This is a genomic window from Streptomyces sp., assembly GCF_031178505.1.
GTDB lineage: Bacteria > Actinomycetota > Actinomycetes > Streptomycetales > Streptomycetaceae > Streptomyces > Streptomyces gulbargensis.
Genome location: NZ_JAPSIW010000097.1, coordinates 1 through 13,995, shown reverse-complemented (window position 1 = coordinate 13,995; position 13,995 = coordinate 1). Strand labels below are relative to the sequence as shown.

Genomic DNA, 13,995 nt, shown 5'->3' with positions numbered 1-13,995 from the left:
CACGATGATCGCCTTCCTGCCGGTCGTCGCCGTCTTCGCCGCGCTCCAGCGGTTCTTCTTCAAGGGCGTCGAGGAAGGAGCGGTCAAAGGATGAACACCACGCACGGGGGTTCTCCCTCGCCCGGCCACGGCGGATCACCCTCCCCCGGGACCGGCCCCGGAGGCCGTCCGGCCGGGCCGGCGCCCCGGGCGCCCCGCTTCGGCGTCAACTACACGCCGAGCCGGGGATGGTTCCACCACTGGCTCGACTTCGACCTGGACGCCGTCCGGGCCGACCTGGACTCGATCGCCGCCCTCGGCCTGGACCACGTGCGGGTCTTCCCGCTGTGGCCGGTGTTCCAGCCCAACCGCGCGCTGATCCGGCCGCGGGCGGTCGAGCAGCTGGTGAGCCTGGTCGACGCGGCGGCCGAGCGGGGGCTCGATGTGGCGGTCGACGGCCTCCAGGGCCATCTGTCGAGCTTCGACTTCCTTCCGTCGTGGACGGTCACCTGGCACCGGCGGAACCTGTTCACCGACCCCGACGTCCTCGACGGGCAGGCCGCCTACCTCCGGACGCTCGCCTCGGCGCTCGCCGACCGTCCGGCGTTCCTCGGCATGACCCTCGGCAACGAGATCAACCAGTTCTCCGGCGACCCGCACCCCGACCCGGACCGGATCACCCCCGGTCAGGCGGAGCGCTGGCTGCGCCGGATGCTGGAGGCGTGCGAGGAGGGCGCGCCGGGCCGCGCGCACCTGCACGCCGCGTACGACGCCGCCTGGTATCTGGACGGCCACCCCTTCACGCCGGCGCACGCGGCCCGGCTGGGCGCGGCGACGGCGGTGCACTCGTGGGTCTTCAACGGGACCGCCCAGCGCCACGGCCCGGACTCCTTCGCGACCGGCCACCACGCCGCGTACATGATCGAGCTGTCCAAGGCGTGGGCCGAGGACCCGCACCGTCCGGTCTGGCTCCAGGAAGTGGGAGCGCCGGCCCCGCACATCGCCGCCGGCCGGGCCTCCGGGTTCACCCGGACGACACTCGCCGCCGCGCTGGACTGCCCGGACCTGTGGGGTGTCACCTGGTGGTGCTCCCACGACGTCGACCGGTCGCTGGCCGACTTCCCCGATCTGGAGTACACCCTCGGGGTGCTGACCACCGACCGGCGGGTGAAGCCCGCGGGGCGGGCACTGGCCCGGACGGCAGCCGAGGTACGGGAGGCCTGGACGCCCCCGGCCCCGCGTACCACGGCGCTCGTGCTCGACCTCCCCGAGGACGCCCCGGAGCGGGCGGTGTGCGGCCCGGAGGGCGCGTTCTTCGGGGCGTACATGCGGCTGGCGGCCGACGGCGCGCGCCCGGCCGTCGTGCTGGCGTCCCGGGCCGGGGACCGGGAGCATCTGAGCGCGCGGGGCATCACCGAGACGGTGACCCCCGGCGCCGTCCACCGGTCCTGACCACCTGTCCGCCGTCCCGCCCGTCCCTTCCCGTCCGCCAGCCAGCCAGCCAGCCACATGATGGAGCGCTCCATGCATGACGACCGCCGTCTGACCGAAGCCCGGCTCAAGCGGGTCCTCGACGAACGCATCCGCCCCGCGATCCACCCGGAGTCCGTGCCCCTGGAGGCCGGGATCTGGACGGCCCCCGGCGAACCGGTGCCGGTGGCCGAGGGTCTCGCCGCCCCCCGCACGCCGATCGCCGCCGGCGACGCCTGGGGCGCGCCCTGGGGCACCAGCTGGCTCACCGTGTCGGGGCGGGTTCCGCGGGCCTGGGCGGGGCGGACCGTGGAGGCGCTCATCGACCTGGGCTTCGACGCCAACATGCCCGGTTTCCAGTGCGAGGGGCTGGTCTACCGGCCCGACGGCTCACCCGTGAAGGGGCTGCATCCGCGCAACCAGTGGGTGCGGATCGCGTCCCCGGCGGCCGGCGGCGAGGAGGTCCTGCTGCACGTCGAGGCGGCCTCGAACCCGGTGATCCTGGACTACCACCCGTTCCTGCCGACCGAGCTCGGCGACCGGGAGACGGCCGGTGACGCGCCGCAGTACCGGCTGGCGCGCCTGGACCTGGCCGTCTTCGACGAGACGGTGTGGCAGCTGGTGATGGACCTGGAGGTGCTGGGCGAGCTGATGGCGGAGCTGCCGGCGGAGGGCGCGCGCCGCTGGGAGATCCTGCGGGCCGTGGACCGGGCGCTCGACGCGCTCGACCTCCAGGACGTGGGCGGCACGGCGGCCGCCGCCCGCGAGCGGCTGGCCGGGGTCCTCTCCTCCCCCGCCGAGCCGTCGGCGCACCGGATCAGCGCGGTGGGTCACGCGCACATCGACTCGGCCTGGCTCTGGCCGCTGCGCGAGACGGTCCGCAAGGTGGCGCGGACGACGGCGAACATGACGGCGCTCCTGGAGGACGAGCCGGACTTCGTGTACGCGATGTCGCAGGCGCAGCAGTACGCGTGGATCAAGGAGCACCGGCCCGAGGTGTACGCGCGGGTGAAGAAGGCGGTCGCGGAGGGCCGGTTCGTACCCGCCGGCGGCATGTGGGTGGAGTCCGACACGAACATGCCGGGCTCGGAGGCGATGGCCCGTCAGTTCGTGCACGGGAAGAGGTTCTTCCTGGAGGAGTTCGGGGTCGAGAACGAGGAGGCGTGGCTGCCCGACACCTTCGGTTTCGCGGGCGGGCTGCCGCAGATCATCCGGGCGGCCGGGGCGAAGTGGCTGCTCACCCAGAAGATCTCGTGGAGCCAGGTCAACTCCTTCCCGCACCACACCTTCTGGTGGGAGGGGATCGACGGGACACGGATCTTCACGCACTTCCCGCCGATCGACACGTACAACTGCTCGATGCAGGGCAAGGAGATCGCCCACGCGGTCCGGAACTTCAAGGACAAGGGGCGGGCGCGGCACTCGCTGGCGCCGACCGGCTGGGGTGACGGCGGGGGCGGTACGACCCGGGAGATGGTGGCGAAGGCGGCGCGGCTGCGGGACCTGGAGGGTTCGGCGCGGGTGCGGTGGGAGCGTCCGGCGGAGTTCTTCGCGCGCGCCGAGGCCGAGTACCCGGACGCGCCGGTGTGGGTGGGCGAGCTGTACCTGGAGCTGCACCGGGCGACGCTGACGAGCCAGGCGCGGACCAAGCAGGGCAACCGGGCCGCCGAGAACCTGCTGCGGGAGGCGGAGCTGTGGGCGGCCACGGCGGCCGTGCGCGCCGGATTTCCGTATCCGTACGAGGAGTTGGACCGGATCTGGAAGACGGTGCTGCTGCACCAGTTCCACGACATCCTGCCCGGTTCGTCGATCGCGTGGGTGCACCGGGAGGCGGAGCGGACGTACGCGGCGGTCGCCGGGGAGCTGACCGGCATCGTGGAGCGCGCTCAGCGGGCGCTGGCGGGCGGCGGGGCGGGCGAGGTCGTGTTCAACGCGGCGCCGCACGCGCGGGCCGGGGTGCCGGCGGGCGGGGCGCGCCCGGCCGGGCCGGCGGGCGGAGGCTGTGCGGTGGAGGCCGCTCCCGGCGGCGGGTACGTGCTGTCCAACGGGCTGCTGCGGGTGACGGTGGACGCGCGGGGGCTGGTGGTGTCGGTGGTCGAGTCGGCGAGCGGCCGGGAGGCGGTCGCTCCGGGCGCGGCGGCCAATCTGCTCCAACTGCATCCGGACTTCCCGAACATGTGGGACGCGTGGGACGTGGACCGGTTCTACCGGAACACCGTCACCGATCTGACGGAGGCCGAGGAGGTGACGGTGGCCGTGGACCGGCCGGACACGGTGGCGGTGCGGGTCACCCGGTCGTTCGGCTTCTCGCGCGCGGTCCAGACGGTGACGCTGGCCGCCGGGTCGGGGCGGCTGGACCTCGACACCGAGGTGGACTGGCACGAGACGGAGAAGTTCCTGAAGCTGGCCTTTCCGCTGGACGTCCACACGGACCGGTACGCGGCGGAGACGCAGTTCGGCCATCTCCACCGGCCGACCCACACCAACACCAGTTGGGAGGCGGCCAAGTTCGAGGCCTGCAACCACCGGTTCGTCCACCTGGAGGAGCCGGGCTGGGGCGTGGCCCTGGTGACGGCCTCCACGTACGGTCACGATGTGACGCGCACGGTACGGGCGGAGGACCGGGGAACCACGACGACCGTACGGGCCTCGCTGCTGCGGGCGCCCCGTTTCCCGGACCCGCGCACCGATCAGGGGGTGCACCGTTTCCGGCACGGCCTGGTGCCGGGCGCGGGCGTGGGGGACGCGGTGCGCGAGGGGTACCGGGTGAACCTCCCCGAGCGGCGGGTGCCGGGCCACGCCGCCGTGGAGCCGCTGGTGACCGTGGACGAGGACGCGGTGGTGGTGAGCGCGGTGAAGCTGGCCGACGACGGGAGCGGTGACGTGGTCGTCCGGCTGTACGAGTCCCGGGGCGGCCGGGCCGAGGCGCTGCTGACCACCGATCTGGGCGGAAGCGGGGAGGTGGCGGTGTGCGACCTGCTGGAGCGGCCGCTCGCGGGCGCCCCGGACGGCGCGGTCCGGGTGGAGGACGGCGGGGTGCGGCTGCGGCTGCGGCCCTTCGAACTGCTCACGCTGCGCTTCGCCCGCCCGGCGGGAGGCGTGTAGGGCCCGGGCGGAGGGCGCCGGAGCCGTCCGGGGGCGGAGGCCGGGCGGGCCGTCCGGTGGCGAGGCCGGTGATTGTGCCGATGCCCGCCGGGCGGGCCGGCCCGACAGTGGCGGAACCGAAGCGCGGCCGTCCGCCTGATGTCCGGGGGGTGGCCGCCGTAGGACCAACGAGAGGACGACTCCGTCGTGAGACGACACCTTGCCGGCGCCGCGGGCGCGGCCGCCGCCTGCCTCGCCGCCCTGCTCCTCGCCCCGGGGGCCACCGCGGCCCCCGCCACCTCCTCGGCCGCCCTGGCCGCGAACCCGTACGAGCGCGGTCCCGCCCCCACGGAAGCGAGCGTCCAGGCGTCCCGCGGCCCGTACGCGGTGTCGCAGACCAGCGTCTCGTCCCTGGCCGCCACGGGCTTCGGGGGCGGCACCATCTACTATCCGACGACCACCGCCGACGGGACCTTCGCGGCCGTGGTGATCTCGCCCGGGTTCACCGCCACCCAGTCGTCGATCGCCTGGCTCGGACCGCGCCTCGCCTCGCAGGGTTTCGTGGTGTTCACCATCGACACCCTCACCACGATGGACCAGCCCGACAGCCGGGGGCGCCAGCTCCTGGCCGCGCTCGACCACCTGACGCAGCGCAGCACGGTCCGGGGGCGCGTCGACGCGACCCGGCTCGGGGTGATGGGGCACTCGATGGGCGGCGGCGGAAGCCTGGAGGCCGCCAAGAGCCGGCCCTCCTTGAAGGCGGCCATTCCGCTGACCGGCTGGAACACGGACAAGACCTGGCCGGAGATCTCCACGCCCACGCTGGTCATCGGCGCCGACGGGGACACGATCGCCCCGGTCGCCACCCACTCCGAGCCCTTCTACGAGAGTCTGCCCGTCTCGCTGGACAAGGCCTATCTGGAGCTGAACGGGGCCAGTCACTTCACCCCGAACACCTCGGACACGACCATCGGGAAGTACTCCCTCTCCTGGCTCAAGCGGTTCCTCGACAACGACACCCGCTACGAGCAGTTCCTGTGTCCGCTGCCGCGGCCGAGTCTGACGATCGAGGAGTACCGGGGCAGCTGCCCGCTCGGTTCCTGACCCCTGTGCGCCGTCACAGCGAAGCACCCCGGGGTCTGGGCGGCCGCCCCGACCCCGGGCCCTCGCGGCGACCGGTCCGGTGTCGCGCGGGTACGGTGACCGCCGTGAGGGGAGCCACGCACACCGCCCGGGCCGCCGGACCGGGACAGGACCCCCGGTGGTACGGCCGGGCGGCCGAACTCGCCGTGGTGGGCGAGCTGTCGGCGCGCGTCGCCGCCGGAGCCGGCGGCGGTGTCGTGTGTGTCACCGGCGGTCCCGGCGAGGGCCGCAGCACCCTGCTCGCGCGGGCCGTACGGGATTTCCCCGGTACGGCGGCGCTGGTCGCCGCGCCGGGCCACCGGGTGCCGTGGAGCGGGGCGCGGGCCCTGTGCGCCGCTCTCGCTCCGAGCGAGGCGGCGGTACGGCGGGCCCTGCGGCTCGCGCGCGGCCCGGCCGGGCTCGGCGCGGCGCTCGCGGGGCTCGTCCCCGGCCGTCCCGCGCTGTTCTGTCTGGACGATCTGCACCTGTGGGACGCGCATTCGCGGGCCGCGCTGGCCGCGACCTGGCAGGAGCCCGGCCCCTGGGCGCGGCGGACGGGCTGGGTCGTGTCCTCGGCCCGTCACCACCGGGTGCCGGGTCCGGCCGGGATCCGGACGGTACGGCTCGGGCGGCTCGGGCGGGAGGCGGCGCGGGCACTCCTCGGCGAGCTGTGCCCGGCGTCGCCCGCCGGGGCGGTCGCGGAGCGGCTGCTCGACGCGGCGGACGGGCACCCCGGGGTCCTGGCCGCGGCGGTACGGCACCTGACCCCGGCGCAGCTCGCGGGACGGGCACCGCTGCCGGGGGACGTGGTCGGCGGCGGCGTCCTCGCGGAGGTGTACGGCGGGCTGCTGGGCTCGCTCCCGGTGGACGGCCGGCGTCTGCTCGCCGTGGTGGCGGGGGTCTGCGGGGGTGCGGACGGGGACCGGGGCGCGACGGTGGGGGCGGTCCTGGACCGGGCGCGGGAGGCACGGGTCCCGGCCGAGCCGCTGGACGGGCTGGTCGCGGACGGGTTGCTGCGCCGGACGGGCGGGATGCTGGGGTTCGAGGACCCGTTCCTGCGGCGCGCGGCGCTCGCCGGCCGGCCGGCGCCGGCGGACGGGGTGGACGGGCGGAGCCCCGGTGAGCGCCACCGGGCCGACCGGCTCGGTCCGCCCGTCCCGGTACGGGCCCGCGGGGCGGCGGCCCGCGGGCGTTCCCTGCTGGTGCGCGGCCTTGCGGCGCTGGCGGGCGGCCCGGTGATGGACGCGCACGCGTCGCTGCTGCGAGCGGCCGAACTCCTCGGGAGTCAGGCGCCGGTGGAGGCCGCCGACGCCCGGTTCCTGGCGATGGAGGCGGCCTGGGCGGCGGGGGACGTCCCGGCGTGTCTGGCCGCCCTGGAAGGGGCGCGGGAACGGCGGGGCACCGAGCGGGACTTCCTCGACGGGCTGCGCGCCGCGCTGACCGAGCGGCTCGACGAGGCCCGTACCGCGCTCTCCCGGGTGGTCGCCCTCGACGGGGCGTCGGACGAGCCGCGGCTCCTGCTGCGGGCGGGTTCGGCGGCGCTCGTGCTCGGCGACACGGACGCGGCGGCCCGGGTGCACGGGCGGGCGCTCGCCCGGGCCAGGGCGGAGCACCGCACGGCTCTGCTGCCGCGTGCGCTGGAGCACTTGGCCTACGCGGAGCTGCGGGCCGGGAACCACAGCCTGGCGGCGCGCACCGCCCGGGAGGGACTGCGGGCCGCCGAGCTGACGGGTCAGCGCAATGTGGCGGCGCACCAGCACGCCGTACTGGCGCTGGTGGCGTCGGTCACGGGCGAGGGCGCGGCGGTGGTGGAGCATGCCGGGCGGGCGCTGGCGATCGCGCGGCCGCACGGCCTCGCGCAGGCGGTGACGCTCGCCGAGTGGGCGCTGGCCCGCGGTGAGCTGGGGCGGGGGCTGGCCGATCAGGCGGCGGCGCGGCTGCGGCCGCTCGTGCGTCCCGGGCCCCGGGGCGGGCACTTCGCGCTGCGGATGATGGTCGTGCCGTGCTTCGTGGAGGCGGCGGTCGCGGCCGGGCGGGTCGCGGAGGCGCGGGAGGCGACGTCCGAGTACGCGGTGTGGGCGGGTCTGGGGGTGGACGGGCAGGCACCGGCCCAGTGGGCGCGGTGCCGGGCGCTGCTGGCGCGGGGCGAGGAGCCGGCCCGCTGGTTCGGGGAGGCGGTGCTGCGGCACGAGGGCGCCGGCAACGACTTCGAGCGGGCCCGCACCCTCCTGGCGTACGGCACCTGGCTGCGCAGGCGGCGGCGTCCCGGTGAGGCGCGCGGGCCGCTGCGGGACGCGCTGGTGACCTTCGAGCGGGCGGCCGCGCCGGGCTGGGCGGACCGTGCCCGGGGCGAGCTGCGGGCCACCGGGGCGACCAGCGGCAGCGCCGCCGATCCGGAGGCGGTGGGCGAACTGACCCCGCAGCAGCAGCGGATCGCCCGGCTCGTCGCGCAGGGCGCCACGAACCGGGAGATCGCCGAGCGGCTGGGCCTGAGCCCGCGGACGGTCGACCACCATCTGCGGGGCGTGTACGCGCGGCTCGGGATCAGGTCCCGGGTCGAACTGCCCGCCGCTCTCGGGTGGTTCGACCCGGAGGGTGAGCCGGCTCCCCGCCGGCGGTGAGCCGCGAGGAGGAGGCGGGAAAGGGCCGCCGCGGGGAGCCGGAGCGGGTGCCGTCAGCGGGCGGAGAGCAGCTCCAGCGTGTCGATCACGCGGTTGGAGAAGCCCCATTCGTTGTCGTACCAGGCGACGACCTTGACGTGGCGGCCGTCGACGCGGGTGAGGTCGGCGTCGAAGATGGACGAGGCCGGGTTGCCGGTGATGTCGGAGGAGACCAGCGGGTCCTCCGAGTACTCCAGGACGCCGGCGAGCGGGCCCTCGGCGGCGGCGCGGTAGGCGGCCAGGACGTCCTCGCGGGTCACGTCGCGGGCGACGGTGGTGTTGAGCTCGACGATCGAGCCGACCGGGACGGGGACGCGGATCGAGTCGCCGGAGAGCTTGCCGTCCAGGTTGGGCAGGACGAGGCCGATCGCCTTGGCGGCGCCGGTGGTCGTCGGCACGATGTTGACGGCGGCGGCGCGGGCGCGGCGGGCGTCGCGGTGCGGGCCGTCCTGGAGGTTCTGCTCCTGGGTGTAGGCGTGCACGGTGGTCATGAACCCGTGCTCGATGCCGGCGAGTTCGTCCAGGACGGCGGCGAGCGGGGCGAGCGCGTTGGTGGTGCAGGACGCGTTCGACACGATGGTGTGCAGGTCCGGGTCGTAGGCGTCGGTGTTCACGCCGTAGGCGAGGGTGACGTCGGCGCCGTCGGCGGGGGCGCTCACGAGGACCCGCTTCGCGCCCGCGTCGATGTGCGCGCGGGCCGCCTTGGCGGAGGTGAAGCGGCCGGTCGACTCCAGGACGATGTCGACGCCGAGTTCGGCCCACGGCAGGTTGGCCGGCTCGCGCTCGGCGAGCACCTTGATGCGGCGGCCGTCGACGACGAGGGTGTCGCCGTCCACGGAGACCGGCCGGCCGAGGCGGCCGGAGGTGGAGTCGAAGGCGAGCAGCCGCGCGAGGCCTGCGGGCTCCGTCAGGTCGTTGACGGCGACGATCTCGAGCGCGGTGTCGCGTTCGAGCAGGGCGCGCAGCACGTTGCGTCCGATGCGGCCGAATCCGTTGATGGCGATGCGAGTCATGAGCGGGGTCCCTTCCGTTTCGACCCCAGGTTCGCGCGGCGCGCCCGCCGGTGACAGCGGCGTGATCGCCACGGTCCGAAAGGATCACGCCAACCGCCGCCGGCGACGGTCCGGGCAGGTCAGGGCGGGTGCGGAGGAGCGGCGCGGACCGTTGTCAGTCGTTCTGGGCGAAGGTGCGCCGGTACTCGCTGGGCGTGGTGCCGAGGATCCGCTGGAAGTGCAGGCGCAGATTGGCGCCGGTGCCGAGTCCGACGTCGGCCGCGATCTGCTCGACACCGCGCTCCGACCGTTCCAGGAGCTCGCGGGCCATGTCGAGGCGGGCGCGCATCACCCACTGCATGGGGGTGTAGCCGGTGTCCTCGACGAAGCGCCGGGAGAAGGTGCGGGGGGAGACGGCGGCGTGGCGGGCGAGGAGGTCGAGGGTGAGGGGTTCGCCCAGCCGGTGCAGGGCCCACTCGCGGGTGGCGGCGAACCGCTCGCCGAGCGGTTCGGGCACGCTGCGGGGTACGTACTGGGCCTGGCCGCCGCTGCGGTACGGGGCGGCGACGAGGCGGCGGGCGGCGTGGTTGGAGGCGGCCACGCCGAGGTCGCCGCGCAGGATGTGCAGGCACAGGTCGATGCCGGAGGCGGCGCCGGCGGAGGTGAGGACGCTGCCCTCGTCGACGAACAGCACGTTCTCGTCGACGCGGACGTGCGGGCGTTTCGCCGCGAGCGCCTGGGTGTAGTGCCAGTGGGTGGTGGCGCGCTTGCCGTCGAGGAGGCCGGTGGCGGCGAGCGCGAAGGCGCCGGTGGAGATGGCGGCGAGGCGCGCGCCGCGCGTGTGCGCGGCGATCAGCGCGTCGACGACGGCCGCCGGCGGGTCCTCGCGGTCGGGGAAGCGGTAGCCGGGGACGAAGACGATGTCGGCCCAGGTGAGGGCGTCGAGGCCGTGGGCGACCTGGTAGGAGAGTCCGTCGCCGCCGGTCACCGTGCCGGGTTCGGCGCCGCAGACCCTGACCTCGTACGGCATGCTCGCGCGGGTCGTGAAGACCTGCGCGGGTATGCCGACGTCGAGCGGCTTGGCGCCGTCGAGGACGAGGACGGCGACGCGGTGCAGGCGGGAGGGTTTCACGGATCGAGGGTATGCCGGGAGGGGACCGTCTTCCGCCGGTCCCCTCCCCTGTCCTCCGCCGGTTCCCTGGCGCGCCGGTCACCCGGAGCCGGGCGGCGGGGCGGGGTCCGGGTCCGGCACACCGGCGAAGGGGCTGGTGCCGAGGCCGTCGAGGAGGGCGGCCGGGTCGTCGTACACGGCGGTGGCGCCCGCCTCGGTGAGGTCGGCCCGGGGGATGCCGCCGCACAGCAGGGCGACCCGGGCGACGCCGGCCCGGCTCGCGGCGCGCATGTCCCAGACGCTGTCCCCCACGAACACGGCACGGTCGGGGGTGACGCCCACCAGGGAGAGCGCGTGCTCGACGGGGTCGGGGGCGGGTTTTCCCGCGTCGACGTCGTCGGAGGTGGCGGTGGCGGTGATCGCGTCGTCGGCGTCGATCGCCCGGCGCAGCGCGGTGAGCTCCCGGTCCTTGGCGGAGGTGACGAGGACGACCTTCCAGTCGTCGTCGGCCAGCGTCCTGAGCAGGTCGGCCGCCCGGTCGTGGGCGGTCAGCCGCTCGAAGAAGGTGCCGTAGAGGGTGTCGTGGGCGTGGCTGAGCCGCTCGTCGCCCGCGTGGTCGCGGTCCTCCCCCAGGAGGTGGTCGAGGAGCTGGTCGCCGGGGAGGCCGATCGCCCGGTGGATGGCGTGGGCGGGCACCTGGTGGCCGCCCTGGCGCAGGGCCTCCCACCAGGCGACGACGTGGAGGTGGTTGGTGTCGGCGAGGGTGCCGTCCACGTCGAAGAGGGCGGCCCGGCCGGGGCCGTGGTCGGGGTCGGGGGCCACGGGGGTCCTCCTCACAGCTCTCGGAGGGCGGGCAGGAGGGTGGTCTCGGCCCAGCGGAGGAAGGGGAGCTGCTGGGAGCCGCCGATCTGGACGAGGGCGAGGTCGGTGAAGCCCGCTTCGGCGTAGGGCCGGACGGCCTCCAGGACCGCGTCGACGTCGTCACCGCAGGGGATGTTCTGCGCCACGTCCTCCGGAGTGACGTACGCGGTGGCCTGGTCGAAGCCGGACGGCAGCGGCAGCTCGGCGTTGAGGCGCCAGCCCCCGAGGGACCAGCGGAACTGCTCGTGGGCGCGGGCGACGGCCTCCTCGCGGTCGGCGCCGTAGCAGATGGGCAGCTGCCCGATCCGGGGCTTGCCCGCCCCGCCGTGGGTGTCGAAGGCGTCGATCAGGTCGCGCTTCGGTTCGGTGGCGATCAGCAGGTCGCCCAGGCGGCCGGCGAGTTCGCAGGAGCGGGAGCCGGAGACGGCGATGCCGACCGGCGGCGGGGTGTCGGGGAGGTCCCAGACCCGGGCGTTGTCGACCTGGAAGTGCTTGCCGTGGTGGGTGACGTATCCGCCGTCGAACAGCGCGCGGATGATCTCGGTGGCCTCTTCCAGCATCTCCAGGCGCACGCGGGCGGAGGGCCAGCCGCGGCCGACGATGTGCTCGTTGAGGTTCTCGCCCGAGCCGAGGCCGAGGCGGAAGCGGCCCTCGGACAGGAGCTGGAGGGTCGCCGCCTTCTGGGCGATCACGGCGGGGTGGTAGCGGAAGGTCGGACAGGTGACGTACGTCATCAGCGGGATGCGGGAGGTGGCCTGCGCCGCCGCGCCGAGGACGCTCCAGGCGTAGGGGGCGTGCCCCTGGGACTCCAGCCAGGGGAAGGAGTGGTCGGAGATGACGGAGAAGTCGAATCCGACCCGTTCCGCCTCGACCACGTGGTCGACCAGCTCCCGTGGCCCCGCCTGCTCGGTCATCATCGTGTAGCCGAAGTGCATCATGACGGGCGACTTGCCAGGGCCGCCGCTCCCGAAACGGGCCGGACGGGCCCATTCCCTCCGCGGCGGCGGGCGGGGGCCCGTCCGCGCCCGGGTGGGGGCCCGTCCGCGCGTCTCATCCGCTGCCGGCCGGGCCCACCGGCCGCCCCGCGCGCAGCTCCACGGCGGTGCCGCCGAACCGTTCGCGGAAGCGGCGGTCGTGCGAGACGGCGACCACGGCCCCGCCGAACCGGGCGAGGGCCGTCTCCAGCTCCTCCACCAGGCCGGGGGCCAGGTGGTTGGTGGGCTCGTCGAGGACCAGGAGGCCGGCGGGGCGGGAGACGATCCGGGCCAGTTCCAGGCGGCGGCGCTGCCCGACGGAGAGCACGCGCACCGGAAGACGCAGGTCCTCCTCCCGCAGGAGGCCCAGCGCCAGGAGCTCGTCCGCGTACGTGTCGGGGTGCCCGGGCCTGCCCTCCGCGTACGCGTCGAGGACCCGCCGCTGCGTGACGGCACCCCGCGGGTCGGGGCCGGGCTCGGGGCGCAGCTCCTGGGTGAGGTGGCCGGTGGGCACGGAGAGGCGGACGGTGCCGGTGTCGGGCCGCAGCTCTCCGGCGAGGAGCGCGAGCAGCGTGCTCTTCCCCGCGCCGTTCGGTCCGCTCACCAGCAGCCGGTCGCCGGCGTGGATCCGCAGTTTCTCCACGGCGAGCCGGCCGGCGACGGTGACCCCGCGCAGCTCGGCGAGGGGGTCGCCGCTCCCCTGCTCGTACCGCTCCCCCGACCCGGGCGTGGGGGCGAACCGGCCGCGGAAGGTCAGCGGCTCGGGCGGCGGGGGAACCGGGTCGCGGCGCAGTTCCTCCAGGCGGCGGCGGGCGGCCCGCACCTGTCCGGACAGCTTGTTCTCGTGGGAGCGCCGGTGCTTGCCGAAGCCCTGGCCGGGGTCCCTGGCGGTGGTGGCAAGGCGCCGGCCGGAGGCGGCGACGAGCTCCTCGGTCCGGGCCAGCTCCTCCCGCCACTCCTGGTGGTCCTGGACCCGCCGGCGGTGCGCCGCGGCGCGGGCCTCGCGGTATCCGGCCCAGCCGTCGCCGTACCGGGTGACCGCACGGGTGTCCCGGTCCACCTCCAGGACGACGGTCGCGGTGGACTCGAGGAAGGCCCGGTCATGGGTGACGACGACGGCGGTGCCGCGGTGGCGGGCGATCCGGTCCTGGAGCCGGCGCACGGCGTCCCGGTCGAGGTGGTTGGTCGGCTCGTCGAGCAGGAGCAGCTCGGCGCCGGAGGAGAGGACGCAGGCGAGGGCGAGCCGGGCCTGCTCGCCGCCGGAGAGAGTGGCGAGGCGGCGGCCGGGGGTGAGGTGACCGAGTCCGAGGTCGTGCAGGGCCGCGGCGACGACGGCGTCGGCCCGGTGGCCGCCCAGCTCCTCGTAGCGGTCGAGGAGGTCCCCGTAGGCGGCGAGCTCCGCGGGCCCGGCCGCGGCGAGCCGCTCCTCCGCGACGCGCAGCTCCGCCTCCGTCCGGCGGAGCTCGGCGAGGGCGAGGTCGACGGTGTCCCGGACGGTGTGCCCGGGGCCGACGCCGTACGTCTCGCCGAGGGTCTGTCCGAGCCGGGCGACGGCCCCGGGGAAGCGGACGAGAACCTCGCCCTCGTCCGGGCTCTCCGTGCCGTCGATGAGGCGCAGCAGGGTGGACTTCCCGGAGCCGTTCTCACCGACGACGAAGGCTTTCTCGCCGGGCCGGACGCTGAAGGAGACGTGGTCGAGGAGGAGGCGGTCGCCGTAGGAGAGGCTGACGTCGCGCAGGGTG

The 13,995-nt window shown here is 75.5% G+C and carries 9 protein-coding genes and 1 pseudogene; 5 read left to right on the top strand and 5 right to left on the bottom strand.

What is annotated here, in order from left to right:
* From RIF68_RS10105 to RIF68_RS10085, 5 genes and pseudogenes are all read left to right on the top strand, one after another.
* Positions 1 to 94, top strand: a pseudogene (locus RIF68_RS10105) (carbohydrate ABC transporter permease); the annotation flags it as partial.
* The gene (locus tag RIF68_RS10100; RefSeq protein WP_309050821.1) at positions 91 to 1,431 is read left to right on the top strand and encodes a glycosyl hydrolase; all 1,341 of its coding nucleotides are present in this window, start codon (positions 91 to 93) and stop codon (positions 1,429 to 1,431) included. The pseudogene RIF68_RS10105 and the gene RIF68_RS10100, both read left to right, overlap by 4 nt.
* 72 nt (positions 1,432 to 1,503) lie before the next feature.
* Positions 1,504 to 4,554 carry a glycoside hydrolase family 38 C-terminal domain-containing protein gene (locus RIF68_RS10095; RefSeq protein WP_309050820.1) on the top strand — a complete coding sequence of 1,017 codons (3,051 nt, stop codon included), beginning with the start codon at positions 1,504 to 1,506 and terminating at the stop codon, positions 4,552 to 4,554.
* A 186-nt stretch (positions 4,555 to 4,740) separates the two neighbouring features.
* A complete protein-coding gene (locus RIF68_RS10090) occupies positions 4,741 to 5,637 on the top strand; it encodes an alpha/beta hydrolase family protein (protein WP_375165211.1) in 897 nt (298 codons plus the stop codon).
* A 104-nt stretch (positions 5,638 to 5,741) separates the two neighbouring features.
* Complete coding sequence (locus RIF68_RS10085) at positions 5,742 to 8,276, top strand: LuxR C-terminal-related transcriptional regulator (RefSeq protein WP_309050819.1); 2,535 nt, start codon at positions 5,742 to 5,744, stop codon at positions 8,274 to 8,276.
* 53 nt (positions 8,277 to 8,329) lie between these two features.
* On the opposite strand, the gene gap is transcribed toward RIF68_RS10085, so the two are convergent.
* From gap to RIF68_RS10060, 5 genes are all read right to left on the bottom strand, one after another.
* The gene (gene gap, locus RIF68_RS10080; RefSeq protein ID WP_309050818.1) at positions 8,330 to 9,328 is read right to left on the bottom strand and encodes a type I glyceraldehyde-3-phosphate dehydrogenase; all 999 of its coding nucleotides are present in this window, start codon (positions 9,326 to 9,328) and stop codon (positions 8,330 to 8,332) included.
* Positions 9,329 to 9,482: 154 nt separating this feature from the next.
* Complete coding sequence (locus RIF68_RS10075) at positions 9,483 to 10,439, bottom strand: DJ-1/PfpI family protein (protein ID WP_309050817.1); 957 nt, start codon at positions 10,437 to 10,439, stop codon at positions 9,483 to 9,485.
* Between the two features lie 78 nt (positions 10,440 to 10,517).
* On the bottom strand, positions 10,518 to 11,240 hold the full coding sequence (locus RIF68_RS10070) for an HAD family hydrolase (protein WP_309050816.1): 723 nt from the start codon (positions 11,238 to 11,240) through the stop codon (positions 10,518 to 10,520).
* An 11-nt stretch (positions 11,241 to 11,251) separates the two neighbouring features.
* Positions 11,252 to 12,217: an LLM class F420-dependent oxidoreductase gene (locus RIF68_RS10065; RefSeq protein WP_309050815.1), complete on the bottom strand. Its 966-nt coding sequence runs from the start codon at positions 12,215 to 12,217 to the stop codon at positions 11,252 to 11,254.
* A gap of 112 nt (positions 12,218 to 12,329) precedes the next feature.
* Positions 12,330 to 13,991: an ABC-F family ATP-binding cassette domain-containing protein gene (locus RIF68_RS10060; RefSeq protein ID WP_309050822.1), complete on the bottom strand. Its 1,662-nt coding sequence runs from the start codon at positions 13,989 to 13,991 to the stop codon at positions 12,330 to 12,332.
* Positions 13,992 to 13,995 lie beyond the last annotated feature (4 nt).

What these genes read in the sequence shown, in the direction of transcription:
- RIF68_RS10100 (WP_309050821.1), top strand. Translation starts at nt 91, where the DNA reads ATGAACACCACGCACGGGGGTTCTCCCTCGCCCGGCCACGGCGGATCA.
- RIF68_RS10095 (WP_309050820.1), top strand. Translation starts at nt 1,504, where the DNA reads ATGCATGACGACCGCCGTCTGACCGAAGCCCGGCTCAAGCGGGTCCTC.
- gap (WP_309050818.1), bottom strand. Translation starts at nt 9,328, where the DNA reads ATGACTCGCATCGCCATCAACGGATTCGGCCGCATCGGACGCAACGTG.
- RIF68_RS10065 (WP_309050815.1), bottom strand. Translation starts at nt 12,217, where the DNA reads ATGATGCACTTCGGCTACACGATGATGACCGAGCAGGCGGGGCCACGG.